The 17950-nt window shown below is 55.5% G+C and carries 14 protein-coding genes; 10 read left to right on the top strand and 4 right to left on the bottom strand.

The window, feature by feature from the left end:
- Window positions 1-164 precede the first annotated feature (164 nt).
- The 9 genes from AC58P5_RS20035 (at window position 165) to AC58P5_RS20075 (ending at window position 11500) form a co-directional block, all read left to right on the top strand.
- Window positions 165-1070, top strand: coding sequence for a carbohydrate ABC transporter permease (locus AC58P5_RS20035; protein ID WP_497389626.1), 906 nt, complete (start codon window positions 165-167; stop codon window positions 1068-1070).
- On the top strand, window positions 1067-1891 hold the full coding sequence (locus AC58P5_RS20040) for a carbohydrate ABC transporter permease (RefSeq protein ID WP_497389628.1): 825 nt from the start codon (window positions 1067-1069) through the stop codon (window positions 1889-1891). Before AC58P5_RS20035 ends, AC58P5_RS20040 begins: the two co-directional genes overlap by 4 nt.
- Window positions 1892-1993: 102 nt before the next feature.
- Window positions 1994-3349 carry an ABC transporter substrate-binding protein gene (locus AC58P5_RS20045; RefSeq protein ID WP_497389630.1) on the top strand — a complete coding sequence of 452 codons (1356 nt, stop codon included), beginning with the start codon at window positions 1994-1996 and terminating at the stop codon, window positions 3347-3349.
- A 327-nt stretch (window positions 3350-3676) separates the two neighbouring features.
- Window positions 3677-4417 carry a glycerophosphodiester phosphodiesterase gene (locus AC58P5_RS20050; protein ID WP_497389632.1) on the top strand — a complete coding sequence of 247 codons (741 nt, stop codon included), beginning with the start codon at window positions 3677-3679 and terminating at the stop codon, window positions 4415-4417.
- 7 nt (window positions 4418-4424) lie between these two features.
- The gene (locus tag AC58P5_RS20055) at window positions 4425-5108 is read left to right on the top strand and encodes an MgtC/SapB family protein (protein ID WP_497389634.1); all 684 of its coding nucleotides are present in this window, start codon (window positions 4425-4427) and stop codon (window positions 5106-5108) included.
- Window positions 5109-5132: 24 nt separating this feature from the next.
- Window positions 5133-5690: a glycerol-3-phosphate responsive antiterminator gene (locus AC58P5_RS20060; RefSeq protein ID WP_497389636.1), complete on the top strand. Its 558-nt coding sequence runs from the start codon at window positions 5133-5135 to the stop codon at window positions 5688-5690.
- A 165-nt stretch (window positions 5691-5855) separates the two neighbouring features.
- Window positions 5856-7541, top strand: coding sequence for a glycerol-3-phosphate dehydrogenase/oxidase (locus tag AC58P5_RS20065; protein WP_497389638.1), 1686 nt, complete (start codon window positions 5856-5858; stop codon window positions 7539-7541).
- A 312-nt stretch (window positions 7542-7853) separates the two neighbouring features.
- Window positions 7854-8318 (top strand): MarR family winged helix-turn-helix transcriptional regulator, encoded by a 465-nt coding sequence (locus tag AC58P5_RS20070; RefSeq protein WP_497389640.1) that lies wholly within the window; start codon window positions 7854-7856, stop codon window positions 8316-8318.
- Window positions 8315-11500: an efflux RND transporter permease subunit gene (locus AC58P5_RS20075; protein WP_497389642.1), complete on the top strand. Its 3186-nt coding sequence runs from the start codon at window positions 8315-8317 to the stop codon at window positions 11498-11500. The genes AC58P5_RS20070 and AC58P5_RS20075 overlap by 4 nt, the downstream gene beginning before the upstream one ends.
- Window positions 11501-11561: 61 nt before the next feature.
- On the opposite strand, the gene AC58P5_RS20080 is transcribed toward AC58P5_RS20075, so the two are convergent.
- Window positions 11562-12143, bottom strand: coding sequence for a hypothetical protein (locus tag AC58P5_RS20080; protein ID WP_497389644.1), 582 nt, complete (start codon window positions 12141-12143; stop codon window positions 11562-11564).
- Between the two features lie 210 nt (window positions 12144-12353).
- Between AC58P5_RS20080 and AC58P5_RS20085 the strand changes: the two genes are divergently transcribed.
- On the top strand, window positions 12354-13655 hold the full coding sequence (locus tag AC58P5_RS20085) for a hemolysin family protein (RefSeq protein WP_497389646.1): 1302 nt from the start codon (window positions 12354-12356) through the stop codon (window positions 13653-13655).
- Window positions 13656-13837: 182 nt separating this feature from the next.
- On the opposite strand, the gene AC58P5_RS20090 is transcribed toward AC58P5_RS20085, so the two are convergent.
- The 3 genes from AC58P5_RS20090 to AC58P5_RS20100 form a co-directional block, all read right to left on the bottom strand.
- Window positions 13838-15616 (bottom strand): ABC transporter ATP-binding protein, encoded by a 1779-nt coding sequence (locus AC58P5_RS20090; RefSeq protein WP_497389648.1) that lies wholly within the window; start codon window positions 15614-15616, stop codon window positions 13838-13840.
- 88 nt (window positions 15617-15704) lie between these two features.
- Entirely contained in the window at window positions 15705-17444 is a 1740-nt protein-coding gene (locus AC58P5_RS20095; protein WP_497389808.1) for an ABC transporter ATP-binding protein, read from the bottom strand.
- A gap of 27 nt (window positions 17445-17471) precedes the next feature.
- Window positions 17472-17918, bottom strand: coding sequence for a MarR family winged helix-turn-helix transcriptional regulator (locus tag AC58P5_RS20100; RefSeq protein ID WP_497389650.1), 447 nt, complete (start codon window positions 17916-17918; stop codon window positions 17472-17474).
- Window positions 17919-17950: the final 32 nt, after the last annotated feature.

Genomic DNA, 17950 nt, shown 5'->3' on the forward strand with positions numbered 1-17950 from the left:
TGTGAATCTTTTTTCTGTCGGATTATAACGGCTATCCGTAGCTTTACCTGGTACTCTCTTTCAAAGAGAACTTCCATCGGTGAAGCCGGGAACTAGTTCAAGCTGCAGATGAACCTCCGGACGGGTAGGGTATAAAGCACGATTGAGAGAGAGGGGTATGCCGCTTGCCAGGTAATGAAAGCGTTTTATCAAAAAAGAAAAGATGGCGGGAAAACGCGCTCGCGTATTTCTTTCTGGCGCCATCCCTGATTATTTTCGCCACCTTTTTGTTCTACCCGATGCTGAGATCGGTTTACCTGAGTATGACGCTCACCGATCCGAGGGGGCGTGTCGCTGAATTTGTATGGTTTGATAACTTCGTCGATTTGTTCCAGTCGGGCCAGTTTTATTCGGATTTGAAAGTGACGCTGCTCTTTATTTTATATACCGTACCGACTAGTATCATCTGGGCTCTGCTCCTGGCGGCCATTACACACAATAAGTTGAAAGGGATGAAGATTTTCCAGTTCGTGTTTTCCCTGCCCCTCGTCATTTCGGTAGGTACGGGCTCGATCATCTGGCTGCTCCTGTTTCACCCTACGGCCGGCATGCTCAACTACTTCCTGAGCCTGGTTCACATTCAGGCCATTCCGTGGCTGACCGATCCCGCATGGGCGCTGATCTCCGTTTCCCTCATGACCGTCTGGATGAACATGGGTTTCCTGTTTATCGTCCTGTCCAGCGGTATGCAAGGAGTGCCGGAAGAAATTTACGAGAGCGCCAAAATCGACGGATCGGGTCCGGTGCGCACCTTCATCCAGATCGTTCTGCCGCTGCTGTCCCCGACTCTGTTCTTCGCTCTTATCATATCGGTGATCGGAGCCTTCCAGGCGTTCGGACAAATCAACATTCTGACTAAAGGCGGACCGATGGATTCGACGAATGTGGTCGTATACTCCATCTACCAGGAAGCCTTCGTCAACTTCCGTTTCGGAACGGGCAGCGCCGAGGCGCTCATTCTCTTCTTTATCATTCTGCTATTGACCGTTCTGCAGTTTACGGTTCTGGAAAAGAAGGTGCATTATCAATGATCGCACGGAGACTGAACAACACGCTGCTCTACCTGCTTCTTATCGTGCTGGCCTTGGTGGTCCTGTACCCGCTCCTGTTCACGGTGCTCTCTTCGTTTATGACGGAGCAGGAGGTTTCCAAGTTCCCGCCGGCAATTGTGCCGGGCCAGCTTTACTGGGGGAATTTTAAAGCCGCTATCGACAACGTTCCGGTCTTTCAGTTCATTCTGAACAGTTTTATCGTGTCGTCCGCGATTATGGTCAGCCAGGTTATCACGTCCGCCATGGCGGCCTACGCGTTCTCCTTTTTGAATTTCACGGGGAAAAATGCCTTGTTCATGGTTTTCCTGGCGACTATGATGATCCCGTGGGAAGTCACCATCATCCCGAACTACCTGACGATCAAGTCTTGGGGATGGATGGACAGTTACCCGGGCCTGATCGTGCCTTTCATGGCGGCGGCCTTCGGCGTGTTCCTGCTCCGCCAGTTTTTCCTCCAACTGCCGAACGAATTGTTCGATGCGGCGAAGATCGACGGATGCGGGCACTGGCGGAACTTCTTCTCCATCGTGCTGCCGCTTTCCAAGCCGGCCTTGTCCACGCTTGCCGTCTATGAGTTCCTGACGCACTGGAACAGCTATCTCTGGCCTTTGCTCATCACGAACAAGGTGTCCATGCGGACCGTTCAAATCGGCGTCGCCATGCTCCAGCATGCGGAAGTCATGTCGTGGAACATGATTCTCGCGGGAATCACCATCGTCCTTCTGCCGTCCTTCCTGCTGCTTGCGCTGGGCGTCAAGCAGCTCGTACGAGGGATTACGGCGGGGGCGGTCAAAGGCTGATTGAGCTTCATTCTGATGTCTAATCTGCCGCCGGTCTTCCGGCGGCGGATGATTCATATATAAACCAAACCAATCTTGTTTAACTAGGGGGAAGAAATAGCTATGAATAAAAAAGGGATGGCTGCTTCTTTATTGACGGCTGTTATGTTGGTTTCCGCCGGCTGCGGCGGATCGGATACCGGTACGGGAGACAAAGGAAGCGCGGACAGCGGCTCCGGCAGCGGACCGAAGAAAGTAGTCTTCTGGCACGCCATGGGCGGAGCCAACACGAAAGTCGTCGACCAACTCGTGGCCGATTACAACGCTTCCCAAGACAAAATTAAAGTGGAAGCGATATTCCAGGGTTCTTATGACGACCTGCTCAGCAAGCTGAAAGCTTCGATGGGTACGAAAGAAGGCCCTTCCGTCGTACAAATGTACGAAATCGGAAGCCGATTCATGATCGACTCCAAGATGGTTACCCCTATGCAAAATTTCATAGATGCGGACAAATACGACCTGACGCAGCTGGAGCCGAACATTACCGGCTACTACACGTTTAACGACAAACTGTTCTCCATGCCGTTCAACACGTCCAATCCGGTTCTCTACTATAATAAGGACTTGTTTAAAGCGGCCGGACTCGACCCGGAAAAGCCGCCGGTAACGTACGAGGAGTTCCAGAAAGCGGCCGAAGCCATTTCGAAAACGGGCAAAGCGACCGGAGGCAACTTCGCGATTTACGGCTGGTTTATGGAGCAGTTTTTCGCCAATCAGGGCGCTGAATACATCAACAACGGCAACGGCCGTAAAGAGATGGCGACCCAGTCGCTCGTCAATTCCGAAGCGGGCGTCCAGACACTGACCTGGTGGAAGAACATGGTGGACAGCAAAGCGATGAACAACCTCGGACGCAAAACGGACGATTCGAAGAAAGCTTTCTCCGCCGGCCAAGTCGGCATGATTCTCGATTCCACGGCAGCTCTGAAGGGCCTTGTGGACAGCTCCAAAGGCAAGTTCGAAGTCGGAACCGGCTTCCTGCCGAAACCGGCTAACGCCAAAGACGGGGGCGTCGTTGTAGGCGGAGCGAGCCTGTGGATTATGAACGACCGTGCGGACGACGAGCAGAAAGCGACCTGGGACTTCATCAAGTTCCTGACTTCGCCCAAAGAGCAGGCGTACTGGCACATCAACACGGGCTACTTCCCGATCACGAAGAAGGCGTACGACGAGCAGAGCGTCAAGGACAACATGAAAAGCTTCCCTCAGTTCCAGACCGCAGTCGACCAATTGCACCAGACGAAGCTGAACACGGCAACCCAGGGCGCCGTAATGGGCGTATTCCCGGAAGCCAGACAGATTGTCGAAGGGGCGATCGAGGAAGTGCTCAACAACAAGAAATCTCCACAGGACGCCCTGGACGCGGCCGCGAAGGACATCACGTCCAAGATCGAGAAGTACAACAAAACCGTCAAATAAAAGACGGGACAAAGTCCTGCGACTTTCCAATTCCTTGTTAAAAATAGGCCGGAAATCCGTTGACAGATGCAGCGGGCCGAACTATGATAGGGTACAAGTTAATACTATGTGACGGAGAACAGGAGACTCACATAAGTTGCTTGTCTAGCGACAGGTGGCTTATGTGTTTTTTCTATTCGCCGCTGGCGGCTTAACGATTTTGTAAAGCCGTATGGAAACGACCGCGAAAGGATATTTTATCCGGGAAAGAGAAGTACACTTAGGATGACGGCGGATTAAGTCCGGGATCACATCACAACGACGCTTCGGAGGGAGTAGGGAATTATCATGACAGCAAACAAACCGATGATTATCGCGCATCGCGGGGCCAAAGGCATGGCACCCGAAAATACGCTCGGCGCTTTCAAACTGGGACTCGAGCAGGGCTGCGAGGGCATTGAGCTTGACGTCCATCTGTCTGCCGACGGTGAATTGATCGTGATCCATGACCATACGCTGGACCGGACGACGGACAGACAGGGAGCTATCGCGGAGAAAACGCTGGCCGAGATTAAAGAAGCCGATGCAGGCTCCTGGTACTCGGAAGCCTACAAAGGGGAGAAAGTGCCTACTCTGGGGGAAGTTTTCGATCAGGTGCCCGACTCGATCATGATCAATGTCGAGATCAAGGCGCCCGGCAACGGCATGGAGCAGAAGCTGGCGGATTTTCTGAACGAACGCGGGCGGATCGACAACGTGGTGACTTCTTCTTTCGATCACAAATGCCTTAGACGCCTAAAGCTGATCGAGCCCAAGGCGAAAATCGGCCTGCTGTATGCCAACAACCTGCTGGACCCGACCGCTTATGCGCGCAGTTTCGATGTGGAGGTTTATTCCCTGCATCCCCATTACAAGGCGATTGACGCGGAAGACGTCGTGAAGGCGGTGGAGAACGGACTGCAAGTCTATCCGTACACGGCGAACGAAATTCATGATTTGAAGGAATTGACGGACAAAGGCGTGTCCGGGATCATCACCAATTATCCCGGCCGACTGAAAGATTTGCTCCAAGGCGGAGCGGCGGAGTGAGTACAGCATGAGTTACGTGTTTCTTCAAAAGCTTTTTATGGCGCTCATCCTCGGAGCCTTTATCGGGATCGACCGCCAGCTCAAGCATAAACCGCTGGGCCTCAAGACGAGCATGGTCATCTCGGTGGCCAGTTGTCTCATCACCATCGTGTCTATCGAATCCGTTCACAAGTATGCCATTCCCGGGACGACGACTATGGACCCGATGCGTCTGGCCGCGCAGATCATCAGCGGCGTCGGTTTTATCGGCGCCGGGGTTATTCTGCGGCGCAGCAACGAGATCATCTCCGGCCTGACCACCGCGGCGATGGTATGGGCGGCTTCGGCGCTCGGCATCGCGGCGGGCGCGGGCTTTTACAAGGAAGCGGCTACGGCGGTCGTGCTGATCATTATGGCGATCAACCTGATCCCGCTCTTCTTCAAATGGTTCGGGCCCCGCAAGCTGAGCGAGCGGAACCTGGCCATTCTCATCATTGTAAGCCCCGGCGCCGACCTGTCCTACGTCATCGACGAGCTTCACCAGGAGTTTCTGAAAGTGAAGCACATCAAAATCAAGGACTTGAAGGACGAATTGAAGCAAATCCAACTGGTCGTCTCCGCGCCGGAGAAGCACCGGACCACGGTCATTTATTCCAAGATCAAACACATCACGGATGTGGTGGCCGTTGAGGTCGAAACGATCAGCTCGTAAGTCCGCAGTAAAGGAGTTAAGCCCATGTCGTTTAACAACCAGAGGGTTCTGCCCGCTGTTCGCAAAATCAAGGATCTGGAGAAGCTGCTGACGTCTCCGTTCCAGTACATCGTGCTGCTCGACTGCCATATCGGCATGCTGAAAAGCCTTGTGGACCTGGCGAAATCCCACGGCAAAAAGCCGCTTCTGCACGTGGATCTTGTCGAGGGGCTGAAAAACGACGAGTACGCGACGGAATACCTCTGCCAATACATTAAGCCCACCGGGCTGATTTCGACGCGTGCGAGCGTCATCCTGAAGACGAAGGAGAACGGACTGCTGGCGATCCAGCGGCTCTTTCTCCTCGACTCCAGCGCCCTGCGCAAAAGCTACACGCTTCTGGAGAGGACGAAGCCCGATTACATCGAAGTGCTGCCGGGAGTCATGCCCCACATTATCAAGGAGGTCGGAGAGGCTACCGGCATTCCTATCATTGCAGGGGGGTTGATCCGGACCGTAAGCGATGTCGAGAACGCGCTGGAGGCGGGAGCCACGGCCGTGACGACCTCGGACAGCTCGCTCTGGAAACACTATCGGGCATGAGCCTGTTTTGTTCCGCATTGCTTTCAAGTTCTGAAGGAATATGGTAAAATGATTATATAAGTTCATACATTTGGTTGGAGATCAGGAGAAACCACGACAGCCGTTACGTGTAGACGTAGCCGGCATGTTTGTGGTTTTTTTGTTTATCTCAGAGGGGAGAGCAACATGGAAACAGCTTTTTCGGGAGATACAAGAAAAGAAAGCCTATGGAGAATGGAAGACCGGATATTTGACGTGCTCGTGATCGGCGGAGGCATTACGGGGGCGGGGATTGCCCTGGATGCCCAGTCCCGGGGACTGAAAACGGCGCTGGTCGATATGCAGGACTTCGCGCAGGGCACGTCGAGCCGCTCGACCAAGCTTGTCCACGGAGGGCTGCGTTACTTGAAGCAGCTGGAAGTCAAGGTTGTGGCGGAAGTCGGCAAGGAGCGGGCGATCGTATACGAGAACGGTCCGCACGTAACGACGCCCGAATGGATGCTGCTGCCCTTCTATCAGGGCGGGACATTCGGGGCTTTCTCGACGTCCATCGGCCTGCGGGTATACGATTTCCTGGCCGGCGTGAAGAAGAGCGAGCGCCGCAGCATGCTGAGCCCGCAGGAAACGCTGGATAAAGAGCCGCTGCTCAAGGAGAAGCACCTGAAAGGCGGCGGCTACTACGTCGAATACCGTACGGACGATGCGCGGCTGACGATCGAAGTGATGAAGAAAGCCGTCGATTTCGGCGTGCAGGCCGTGTCTTATGCGAAAGTGGAAGCTTTCGAGTACGAGAACGGACGGGTGACCGGCGTGCGCGTGGCCGACCAGCTGTCCGGCGAAACGCATCTGATCCGGGCGAAGCGGATCGTCAATGCGGCCGGACCGTGGGTGGACACTCTCCGCGAGCGCGACGGCTCGAAGAAAGGAAAAACGCTCCGTCTGACGAAGGGCGTCCACCTTGTCTTCGACGGGGAGCGGTTCCCGCTTCGGCAGGCGATTTACTTCGATACGCCGGACGGCCGGATGCTGTTCGCCATTCCGAGAGACGGCAAAACCTACATCGGCACGACCGATACGAACTACAAGGAGGATATCGCTCATCCGGTCATGACGACGGAAGACCGGACTTATATCATCCGTGCGGCCAACGAGATGTTCCCGAGCCTCCGGCTGACGGAGCAGGACGTCGAATCCAGCTGGGCGGGGCTTCGTCCGCTCATCCACCAGGAGGGCAAGGACCCGTCGGAGATTTCGCGCAAGGACGAAATTTTCGTTTCGGACTCCGGCTTGATCTCCATTGCGGGCGGTAAACTGACCGGGTACCGGAAAATGGCCGAAACCGTTGTGGACCTGGTCGTCCGCCAGCTTCAGGAAGAGGGCGGCATTCAGGTGTCCGAATGCCAGACGAGAACGCTCCCCATCTCGGGCGGCGACGTAGGCGGCTCCGCCCGCTACCCGCAGTTCGTGGAGCAGAAAGTCGCGGACGGGCAGAAGCTCGGCCTGACGGTGATGGAAGCCCGTCTGCTGGCCCAGCGCTACGGCTCCAACATCGACCAAGTTTATCGTCTGATCGAAACGAAGCGGGGAGAAGCGGAGACGTTCCGGATGCCGGCCTCGCTGTTCGGTGCGCTCGTGTACTCCATCGAGCAGGAGATGACCGTGAAGCCCTCGGACTTCTTCGTCCGCCGGACGGGCGCGGTGTTTTTCAACATCAAGTGGGTGAGAACCTGGAAAGAGCCGGTGATCCATTACATGGCGTCCCGGTTCAACTGGACGGAGGAGCAGCGCGCCGCTTATACGGCGGAGCTGGAGCGGGATCTGCATGACGCCGTCGTGCCGATTGACGAGAAAACTCCCGAGCTTGTCCGCTAACAGAACATTGAAAGCACCGATAGGAAGCATGGATAGAGCATATGGGTAGAACGGATTGACCGTATGAAATAAAGGTAGGATAGAGACTCCTTGTCCGGAAAGGCCTGTTAAACAGGTGCCTTTTGGGTGAGGAGTCTTTTTTTTCGCCGGCTAAAAATAAGGATGGTAACCCCCGGCAACCCCTTCACCGGGCTTTTGTTGACGGGGCAGGCAATATTTGTTATAGTTCTCTCATCAAATAATTCTACAGGTGAACTATGTGATAATAGAACTATGTAGAAGACAGCGCAGGCACACAGGAAAGGGGTTATTATGGACGAAACATTGCTGGCACAAATTATCGACAGATACGAGAGCACGTCCTTCACGGTAAACCGGCGGCTCAACGCCATGATCAAGGACCGGATGCCGGAAGAACTGACTCAGGAGCAGTATTCTACCCTTCGTTATATGCAGAGCCGGGATAAATGCACGTCCTCCGAGCTGGCGGACATTTTTTGCGTGGGCAAAAGCTCCATTACGGCGATTATCACCCGGCTTGTCGACAAGAAGCTCATTACCCGGCTGCCGGACGGAAAGGACCGCAGGGTGACTTATTTGGCGCTCACCGATAAAGGAACGGCGGCCGTCAACGAAATGCGGCTCCGCATTCAGGAGCTGCTGGCGGGCGTTATCAAACATTTTGACGGGCAGGAAGCAATAGTGTTTATAGAGACCTTTGAAAAACTTGCGAACGTCTTGATGCAGACGGATGAGGGGAGCAGACACAAGGGATGAGAACCGTATTGAAGCTCAGATGGCTCATATTGGTGCTGTGGATCGCCGTGGCGGCGGGGCTGATGCTTACTGCGCCGAACATGGAATCGCTGGTCCGGGAGAAAGGCCAGATTACCGTACCGGAAGGGTATTCCTCCACGACGGCGTCGAAACTGATCGAGGAAATGAAGAAGGGCTCTCCGGAAGCCGAGGGTGAGGAATCATCGGTGCTGGTATTTCACGACACGGAGAAACTGACGCAAGCTCAGCTTGACGAAGTCAAGCGGGGAGTCGACAAGCTCAAGAACGCCAAGGATTCTGCCGGCGTTTCGAGTGTAATGACGCATTTTGACAATAAGGAACTGGAAAAGCAGATGGTGTCCGCGGACGGGAAAACCGTACTCGTGCTGGTGAATACGGCCAAAGACGGCCGGGAAGCCAAAGAAATCCGCGATGCGCTGTACGGCACGGTTTCCGACGTTAAGGTGGAGCACTATTACACCGGGAACTGGCTGATCCAGGAGGATGTGATGGCAAGCTCGCAGGACGGGCTCAAGAAAACGGAGTACATCACCGTTATTTTCATTCTGGCCATCCTGTTCATCGTATTCCGCTCGGCGGTCGCGCCTTTTATTCCGCTTCTGACCGTGGGTTTCAGCTACCTGGTCTCGCAATCCGTCGTGGCCTTCCTTGTGAAATATGCGGATTTTCCGCTGTCGAACTTTACGCAGATTTTCCTCGTCGCCGTCTTATTCGGGATCGGGACCGACTACTGCATTCTGCTGATCTCCCGATTCAAGGAAGAGCTTGCCCATTCCGGAGATAAAACGGAGGCGATTCTCGCCACGTACCGGACGGCGGGACGGACCGTGTTTTTCTCGGGTCTGGCGGTTCTGGTCGGGTTCGCTTCCATCGGCCTCTCGACCTTCGTCTTGTACCGATCGGCAGTTGCCGTTGCGGTCGGCGTAGCCGTGATGCTGCTGGCGCTGGTCACGCTCGTGCCGTTCTTTATGGCCTTTCTGGGCAAAGTGATTTTCTGGCCGGCAAAGGGCTCTCTGGAGCATAAACCGAGCCGCCTGTGGGGCGCCGTTGGTTCTTTTTCGTTAAAAAAACCGCTTTGGTCGCTTGTGATTCTTGCGGTTATTATCGTTCCTTTCCTGGTCGCGTACAAGGGATCGACCTCGTTTAACTCCCTGGATGAAATCGGGGAAAAGTACGATTCGGTCAAAGCGTTTAACCTGATCTCCTCCAGCTTCGGCCCCGGAGATACGCTTCCTTCGACGGTCGTCGTGAAAACCGACAAGCCGCTCGACAACTCGGAAGGGCTGGCGGCCGTCGAGCAGGTCACGCGCGAGCTGGCGAAGGTCGACGGCGTGAAAAACGTCCGCAGCGTAACCCGTCCGACGGGAGAGCCGCTCGACGATCTGCAGGTAGCCAGCCAGGTCGAGAAGCTTGAGGGCGGCATCGGCCAAAGCGGCGACGGCCTCGGAGAGATCGGCAAAGGCCTCTCCGAAGCAAGCAGTGCGCTCAGCGCCAATGCGCCGAAGCTGAACGAGGCCGCCGACGGCGCGAAGCAGCTGGTCGACGGCACGAACGCCCTCAAGACGGGCGTCGTTCAGCTCGGCGACGGGCTGGAGCGCCTCGAGGCAGGCCTGCGCAGCGGTTCCGCCGGTGCGGGAGAGCTCCGCGCGGGGCTCGCGCAGGCCAAGGCAAGCGCCGATCAGCTCGCGGCGGCGAGCAGTGACCTGCTTGCCGGCTACAAGCAGGTCGGCGGCGGCCTGGGCCAGCTGACCCAAGCTTACGGCGACGTCGCCTCGCAGGCTTCCGGCCTGGCCCAAGGGCTCGGCGATGTCGGCCAGGGGCTGGGAGGCCTCGCGCAGAAGTACCCCGAGCTGAAGTCGGACCCCGACTTCCTCAAGACGCAGGGCGCGGTGACCCGGCTTCAGTCGGGTGCGGCCCAGCTCGGCGAAGGGCTGAAGCAGCTGAACCAGCAGCTTGCCGGAGCCAATCAGGGCCTTCAGCAGGCCAACGCCGGCTTCGAGAAAGCCGCAGGCGGCCAGGCCGCGCTGGCGCAGGGGCTGGCTCAGCTTTCCGACGGCATCGCCAAGCTGCAGGCCGGCATTGATCAGGCGGCCGACGGCCAGGGCCAGATCGTGGCGAAGCTGCCCGAGCTGACCAAGGGCTTCGACAAGCTGAGCAGCGGGCAGAAAGAGCTGCAGCAGGGCTTCGCTCAGCTGAACGGTCAGCTCGGCGAGCTGACGGGCGGCCTCGACAAGAGCGTGAACGGCTTGTCGCAGGTGTCCGGCGGCCTGAAATCCGCGCAGGACTACCTGAAGGAACTGTCGGCCGCGCCGAATAAACAGATCAGCGGCTGGTTTATGCCGCAGGATGTCATCTCCGGAGCGGACTTTCAGCCTTCGCTGGATGCGTATATGTCCAAGGACCGCAAGATCGCGAAGTTCGAAGTCATCTTCGAAGGCAACCCGTACGAAGTCGAGACGCTGGAGCAGTCCGGCGAGCTTACGGCAGCGGTCGAACGCGCCGTCAAAGGCACTCCGCTCCAGAATGCGACTTATGCCGTAGACGGTGTTACGAGCATGAACAACGATTTGAAAAACATCTCCGCAGCGGATTACTCGCGTACCGCGATGCTCATGCTGATCGGAATTGCGCTTATCCTGATCGTCTTGTTCCGCTCGATTGTCATTCCGATCTATCTGATTCTTTCGCTTCTGCTGACGTACTACACGTCCATGGCGATTACGGAAGTGATTTTCGTACGGATGCTCGGATACTCCGGCATTTCTTGGGCCGTTCCGTTCTTCGGTTTCGTGATGCTGATGGCGCTCGGAATCGACTACAGTATTTTCCTCATGGACCGGTTCAAAGAATACCGCCATCTGTCTCCGCAGCAGGCGATTCTTGAAGCGATGAAAAACATGGGGACGGTCATTATGTCCGCCGCCCTCATTCTGGGCGGAACGTTTGCGGCGATGCTGCCGTCGGGCGTCATGTCCCTGCTGCAGATCGCGACTATTGTATTGTGCGGACTGTTCCTTTACGCGCTCATCATGCTGCCGCTGTTTATTCCGGTCATGGTGCGGATGTTCGGTCCGGCCAACTGGTGGCCGTTTATGGGCCGCAAAGAACGTGGGGAAGACACTTCTTACGGCGCCGACTCGAATTCGCGCAGCCTGCATTAAACACACTGAAATTGCAGAAGAACCTCCGGATTCGCTTTATTGAAGCGGTCCGGAGGTTCTTTTATTCATTTAAACCACGTACCACTAGATTGTAGTCAAGGCTCGATCCGTCATCGTTGTACATGTACACTATGTAAGCCCCGTGTACTCCAGGTAAGTCCAGACTGCTTTTCCGATAGGTAAAAGAATGGGATTCTCCGGGTTGAAGAATCGTCTTCTCTACCTGATTTTGTCCGCTTGGATAGTTGACGCGATACAACAGGCGTTGGGTGCCTTTGTTCTCCAGATAAAACTGAAATCCGTCCCCGGTTTCGAAGTCGAAAAGAAAGCTGCCCTGCCCGGCTGCTGTTCCGCTTTGGTCGGCTAGTCTGACGGAAGCCTTCTTTTCCTCTTGAGTCGGAGGCTTCGCCGGGATGGAAGAAATCGGAGTTACCGTGGGAAGTTCCACCGATGTTGAGGATGGCACGGGCGTTCCTGCAATGCGGGATGACGGCGTAACGGATGCAGACGTTTCGCCCGATCCGGAAGAGGGCGTTGCGGCCGTAGAAACCGGAGTCCCCGCGGTTTCAATTTTCTCTCCCGTGCCCGTACAGCCCGTGAGCAGAAAGAGCGTAGAAGTCAACATAAAAACCTGTTTTTTCATCTCTAAACCAATCCTTTATCCGAAATAGTATTTCTCTATCTTGAAGTCATTCCTATTCATCCTATAACTTTCCAGAAGTTTTTGTCCAGCTTCGGGTCTTCAATATATTGGCGGAAAATATCCGTTTTTTTAGGCCGGAGAAATGAAACCATAAGGCTAGAGTCCACGTAAGGAATGGTTATCTTTAGTTTAAGGGAGTAGATTACCGAAATGGAAAGTGACAGTTATTTGTTAAACCTTTTTATGATTGCCTTATTGATTGGACTCTCCGCGTTTTTCGTGGCAGTGGAATTCGCCGTTGTACGGCTCCGGGGCAGCCGGGTGGATCAGTTGATCGCCGAAGGCAAAAGCAACGCGAGGGCCGTGAAGCAGGTGCTTACCAATCTGGACGGATATTTGTCCGCGTGTCAGCTCGGTATTACCATTACGTCTCTGGGTTTAGGCTGGTTGGGTGAACCGACGGTCGAGAAAATACTGCACCCCGTTTTCGAATCCTTGCATCTGCACGAATCGTTAACCGGACTGCTTTCGTTTCTTATCGCATTCGTTATTATCACCTTCCTTCACGTCGTAATTGGCGAATTGGCTCCGAAAACGATCGCTATCCGCAAAACAGAGGCTGTGGCGCTGCTGACTGCCCGTCCGATCATCTGGTTTAACAAAGTCATGTATCCTTTTATCTGGGTGCTGAACGGTTCCGCCAACCAGCTCGTGAAGCTTTTCGGCATCAAACCGGCATCGGAGCATGAAGAAGCGCACTCGGAAGAGGAGCTTCAGATTATTATTAACGAAAGTTATGAAAGCGGTAAAATTAACCAGGCCGAGTACGGCTATGTCAGCCGGATCTTTGCTTTTGACAATATGCTCGCCAAAGATATTATGGTGCCCCGCACCGACATGATCTGCCTGTACGCGAACAAGACCAGGGAAGAGAATCTGGTGATTATCAAAGAACAGCAGTATACCCGTTTTCCCGTTGTCGAGGAGAGCAAGGATAACGTGATCGGGATTGTGAATACGAAAAAATTCTTCCTGGCTTACGAGGATGACGAGGAGCTTGATGTCACCACGCTGATTCAGCCGGTTATGGCGGTTTCCGAGGTCATTCCCGTCAATGCACTCCTGAAAAGGATGCAGAAGGAAGGCACGCATATCGCGATTCTTATCGATGAATACGGCGGTACCTCGGGTATGGTTACCATCGAGGATATTCTGGAGGAGATCGTCGGGGAAATCCGTGACGAATTCGATATGAAGGATGAGCCGGAGATTCTGGTAAAAGGCGAGGGTCATCTCGTATTAGACGGTAAAGTATCCGTTCCTATCGTGAACGACCGCCTGCTTGTGGATCTTGAAACCGAAAGATGGGATACCATCGGAGGATGGCTGTACGGTCATCGTGACGACCTTTCCGAAGGAGAGTCCCTGACCTACGAGAACGTGAAGTTTACCGTGCTGGAGCGGGAGAAGAACCGGTACCTGAAGCTCGAAGTGGCGCGCATAGACGATTAACGGCAGTTAGCGGAAAATCGGTCAGTGACCGAAAACGAAACAGACGAAGTAGCTTATACCCGCCATGGGTTGATTTTAGGAACGGTTCTTATCTTTACGGCACAAAAATAACGTTTAATTAGCAAAAAACCTCCGGTTTCACTTCTATAAGTGAGCCGGAGGTTTTTTGTCGTGCTTGCGGTTTACACCACTTCGCGGAACTGGCTGCTGTACAGCTCGTAATAGAATCCTCTGGCAGCCAAAAGCTCTTCATGCGTTCCGCGTTCCAGGATCTTTCCTCCGTTCAGGACGAGGATAAGATCGGCGTCGCGTATCGTACTGAGACGGTGCGCAATGACGAAACTGGTCCGCCCTTTCATGAGCAGGTTCATCGCCTCCTGGATATGCATCTCCGTCCGGGTGTCGACGCTGCTTGTAGCTTCGTCCAGAACGAGGACGGCCGGATCGGCGAGAATGGCGCGGGCAATCGTGATCAGCTGCCGCTGGCCGTGGCTTAGATTGCCGCCTTCAGAGGACATCAGCGTGCCGTAGCCTTGAGGAAGCTTGCGGATGAAGCTGTCGGCGTTCGCCAGTCTGGCCGCAGCCTCCACTTCCTCGTCGGTGGCGTTCAGCCGCCCGTACCGGATGTTCTCGCGGAGTGTATCCGAGAACAGGTAGGCGTCCTGGAGAACGATACCGAGCTGTCCGCGGAGGCTGTCCTTGTCGAGCTCCCGGATATCGGTTCCGTCGATCCGGATCTCCCCTCCGTCAATCTCGTAGAACCGGGTAAGCAGGTTGACGATGGTCGTTTTGCCGGCTCCGGTCGGTCCCACAAGAGCAATCGTATCCCCCGGCTTCGCGGTAAAGGAGATATCCGAAAGGATCGGGGAACCCGGCTTGTAAGAGAAGGAGACATCTTCGAAAACGACTTCACCCGCCACATTCAGAGGACGGCCGCCGGCGGTGTTGTCCTTTTTCTGTTGAGGAATGTCGGGATACTCCGTGTTCGCATCGAGTACTTCGAAAACCCGTTCGGCGCCGGCAATCCCGGACTGGATCAGATTGTACTGATTCGCCAGGTCGTTGATCGGGCGCGTAAACTGCTTGGAGTAATTCAGGAAGCTGACAATGACCCCGAGAGTCGTCCAGCCTCTGATTACGAGCCATCCGCCGATTGCGGCGATAAGAGCGAAGCTGAAGTTGTTGACCACGTTGTTGAAGGGGCCTACCATGCCCGAGTAGATCTGAGCCTTCGTCCCGGATTCCCGCAGCTCGTCGTTGATCTCCTTGAAACGGGCGGCTGTCTGGTGTTCCCGGCGCAGCACTTGAACCACTTTCTGGCCCGATATCGTTTCCTCGATAAATCCGTTCAGCGCGCCCAGGCTTTTCTGCTGGCCCTTGAAATGAGTGCGGGTCCGCCTGGAGATTTGTCCGGTTAAATAAATGGTTACCGGTACGGAAAGAAGCGTGACGAGCGTGAGCCAGACGTTCATGGTCAGCATAAGCACAAGCGAGCCGGCAATCGTAATCACGCTTGTCATGAGCTGAATGACACTTTGATTTAACGTGTTCGAGACGTTCTCGATATCGTTGGTCGTGCGGCTCATCAGCTCTCCGTGCGTCCGGCTGTCGAAGAAGTTCAGCGGCAGCTTCTGCAGATGAGAAAACAAGTCATGGCGCAGGTTCTGCACCGTGCGTTGAGAAACGGCGGCCATCACGTACGTCTGAAACCAGGCCATCACGGAGCTGAACAGATAAATGCCGAGCAGAAGAAGGCAGAGCTTCAGAAGGCCGCCGTAATCCCGCGGCAGAATATAGTCGTCCACGGCCCGTCCGAGCAGGTAAGGGGCGATGAGTCCGGCGCCGGCACTGAGCACGGTCAGGAGGACGACCGCCGCCAGTCCCTTGCGCTGACGTCCGAGATACCGGCTTAGCCTGCCGAGCGTGGCGCCCGTGTTCTTGGCGCGTACTTTCTGCGTCATGCGCGGGCCTCCGGGACCCGGACCCCGGCCGGCAGGTCCGCCTAAGCCCATCGGGGGTTCCGGTGCGGGGGAACCGTTGTTTTGGGGTTTATCCGCCATGGATGACTTCCTCCCTTCCCTGCTGGGATTTGTAAATGTCCCGGTAAACGGGACTGGCGGCCAGCAGCTCGGCGTGAGTGCCTCTGGCGGCGATACGGCCGTCTTCCAGCACGAGAATCCGATCGGCGTCGACGACCGATGAAATGCGCTGTGCGATAAGCAGGCACGTAGTGTGCGCCATCCGCTCCTTCAGCGCCTGCTGGATACGGGCCTCGGTCGCCAGGTCCACCGCGCTCGTGGAGTCGTCGAGGATGAGCACTGCCGGCCGGACCAGCAGGGCGCGGGCGATCGAGATGCGCTGCTTCTGGCCCCCGGAGAGATTGACGCCTCTCTGGCCGAGCAGGGTGTCATAGCCTTCCGGCAGACCGGCGATGAAGGCGTGGATTTCGGCTGCGTGGGCTGCCGCCTCGATTTCCTCCTGCGTGGCGTCCGCCCTGCCGTAGGAAATATTTTCGCGGATGGTGCCGCTGAAGAGAATGGCCTGCTGGAGAACCATGCCTACGCGGCTGCGCAGGTGCTCCAGAGCCATGTCCTTGACGTCCGTTCCGTCAATAAGGACCCGGCCGGCCGTCGGGTCGTACAACCGCGGGATGAGATGGACGAGGGAGGTCTTGCCCGAGCCCGTCGCTCCCAGAATAGCCAGCTTTTGCCCGGGCTCTGCCGTGAAGCTGATGTCTCTCAGGGCAAGCTCTCTGCCGTCTTCATCGTAAGCGAAAGAGACGCGGTCGAAGGCGACCCGGCCCGCACGGATGGCATTGGCGGAAGCACCCGGTTTGTCCGCGATTTCCGGCTGCGCTTCGAGCACTTCATTAATACGCCCGGCGGAAGCTCTCGCTCTCGTAACAAACATCATCATCATGCCTACGGTAAGCAGGGAAGTGAGAACCTGGGTTACATAGTTAAGAAAAGCGATAAGGTCTCCCACGGGAAAAGAAAGATTCCACGTCTGAGCGCCGCCGTACCAGAGCACGGCTACCAGACTGACGTTCATGATGAACGTCATAATGGGGGCGTTCAAAGCGATCGTCCGTGCCGCCTTCAGGGCGATATCCGTGAAATCCCGGTTGGCTTCGCCGAAGCGTTTGCGCTCGAAATCGGAACGTACGAAAGCCTTCACCACCCGGATTCCGCCCAGATTCTCCTGAAGGACCGTATTCACCCGGTCGAGTTTTTCCTGAACCTTCAAGAAGAGGGGCTGGGACACGCGGATGAGCAAATACAGCACGAGAAAAAGAACGGGAATGGCCGCAGCCAGGATCAAAGCAAGCCGCGGATTCAGCAGAAACGACATAATGACGCCGCCAATGGCGAGAAAAGGCGCTCTGACAAGCACTCGCAAGGTCATCTGTACCAGGGTCTGAACCTGCACGACGTCTCCTGTCAGCCGTGTAATGAGCGACCCGGATTTGAACTTGTCCAGATTCCGGAAAGAAAATGTCTGGGTTTTCCGGAAAAGATCGTCCCGCAGATCGGCACCGAAATTTTGCGAAGCGATGCTGGAGTATATGGTGCACCCGGCCCCGCCGATCAGTCCGATCAAGGCCACACCGAGCATAAGCAGACCGGTGTTTCGTATCGTGGCGAGGTCTCCGGTTGCCACGCCTTGATTTACGATGTCGGCCATCAGTTTAGGCTGGAGCAGGTCCATGTATACTTCAAGCAGCATCAGAAGCGGAGCCAGAACGGCCGCTTTCCAGTAAGGTTTTAAATATCGGCTCAAAGCAAACAGAGCGGTCACCTCCTTTTAATTTGCCGGCTAATCGATTTGTTCCTCGATATCTTTCAAGTTTTCATACATTTGGAGAAGAAGACGGCGGAAAAGAAGCTTCTCTTCCGTCAGGAAGCCCTCCAGGCATGTTTCTTCGATTTCGCGGAGGGCCCGCTTTACGGCAGTCGTTGCCTGATGCCCCTTATCCGTCAGATAGACCCGCGATACCCGCTGGTCCTTGCTGTCGGCTCCGCGCCGGAGAAGTCCGGTTTTCTCCATGCGGGTGATCATCACGGTAAGCGTGGCGGGCTTTACGCGCATTTGGGCGGCCAGTTCGTGCTGGCTCTGGCCATCTTTCTCGGACAAGCGGATCAGCAGGGGCGGCTGTCCCGGGTAGACCTCGTAGTCCTGAAGCAGCTCATGCAGATGGCGGCGGTGAAGCTTGAAGACCCGTGACAAGATCTGCAAGACGGAATCCGATTGGTAAATATCCATGATGGCGTTCGGTTCCCTCCTTTATTAGTTAG

The organism is Paenibacillus sp. JT31N7, from assembly GCF_059692095.1.